The sequence below is a fragment of the Treponema sp. OMZ 805 genome (assembly GCF_050937395.1).
Classification (GTDB): domain Bacteria; phylum Spirochaetota; class Spirochaetia; order Treponematales; family Treponemataceae; genus Treponema.
The window spans coordinates 1-1700 of record NZ_JACCLP010000032.1 but is presented as its reverse complement, the minus strand read 5'-3'; the positions used below and the strand labels follow the sequence as shown (position 1 = coordinate 1700).

The 1700-nt window shown below is 44.6% G+C and carries 1 protein-coding gene; it reads right to left on the bottom strand.

The features are described from left to right. Positions 1-1700: hypothetical protein (locus tag HGH47_RS12080; RefSeq protein ID WP_432912675.1), on the bottom strand; the 1700-nt coding region annotated here is incomplete at both ends.

Below are 1700 nucleotides of genomic sequence, written 5' to 3'. Positions count from 1 at the left end.
GCAAGCGTAACCTTCCCCGTACTCTGATCAAATGCGGTAATTGCAATATCTTCCCCTGAGGTAAAAACCTTCATCGAAGCATTGATATTGCTTCTCCCTATTAACCCAGTGTCGGTAAACGAAGCTCCGCTCACCTGTACAATACCCGATGAATACATTTTTGTACCAAACACCGCGGTTGGAACGCTGTTATCATACTTAAAGGAGAATGAAGTTGAAGCCGTTAACCCCTCTATATCTCCTTCTTTTTGTTTTTTAGCCTTTATCGTAACATTAATCGTAAATCCGTTATTATTTGCAGGGTTCCCCGTCGTCTTTAACGGTATCCGCATCTTGTAGTTATGACCGTCTGCTTCAAAACACTGCTGATTATGCAGCTGATAGCCGGTTATCTCACTGTCTCCCGTTAAAGAAACAGACGTACCGAGATAGCTCCCGCTTATATCTATCCTTTCTATACCGGCATCATGCGATAACTCTGCACATAAATACAGTCCATCTCCCTTGATCCACATATTTGAAACATAGTCTTGGTTTTCGGGGTCAATCTGCCCGGAAGGAATAGCCGTACCGATCTTACTTTCGCTTGCAACCTTCATATCGGTAATAGCCGGAGCCTCCTTATCAACGGTAACTTTAATCGGCTCTGTCCATTGTCCGACTCTCCCCTTCTCATTTTTGCCGCACAATCTAAACCAAATAATCCGCTGCCGTTCGCTTGCAGCTTCAAATTCCTTACTTCCGTTTATTTCTACCGACCAATACGAACTTCCCGCCGTATAGCTTAACGGTTTCCCATCGGCAGGGCACCACTCGCTTTCGCCAAACAGAGCGCTCCGGCTAAAATCCGGTTCATTGGGGTTTTCAGGTTTGGTGTTATCGGTAATTTGAATCAGTACAGCATTGACCACTCCCGCTGCCGGATTAGGTACCTTCACGGTTCCCCATATACGGATCCTTCCGCCTAATACTTTATCCGCTTCAGGCGATAATACCTTTACTTCCGGAATATCTCCGTTCGGGTCTACTCTGATTATTTGACTGATAATACCGGCATTGCCTGCTTTATCTTCAACTAAAAAGAACAGCGGTATATCATATAGTTCTACTCCCGCTGCGAGCCCGTCAACTTGTTTACCGATCCTTTCAGCTTTTGTTTTCTGCGTGATATTATCCCCATCGGTAAAAGGGATAGCCCATGTATCTCCCGATATCTCAAGCTCTTTCCACTCGAGCGAGGTTTCTGCGGGCTTTACCGTTATATCACTGCTATCTTGTTTACCCACGATATATTTTATGCTTTTGACGCCGCTCGGTATATCGATAATCGAACCGCGCATCGTAAAATCACCACTTTGACTTTTCGATAAATCAGGACTCAGTATTTCTACTTCGGGTGCTCTATTGTCTATTTTATAATTCTTGGTAAATGTGCTTGTCTTTCCGCCTGTATCGGTAACCGTAACCGTTACTTCATATTCACCGTCGGGAAGAGCGCATCTATTTCCTTTCACTTCATTGTCTATATGGGTACTCCACAACACCGATACGCTGCCCTTACTAAAGTCATTGGCCTCATACGTTTGGCTCGTTTCTTTCGTTTTGATATTTTCAAACACAACCGAAACCGATTCGACACCATCGTCATCGCTCGCCTTTCCCCTTAAAACAAATGAACCGCGTATCGCACCTACCCCATC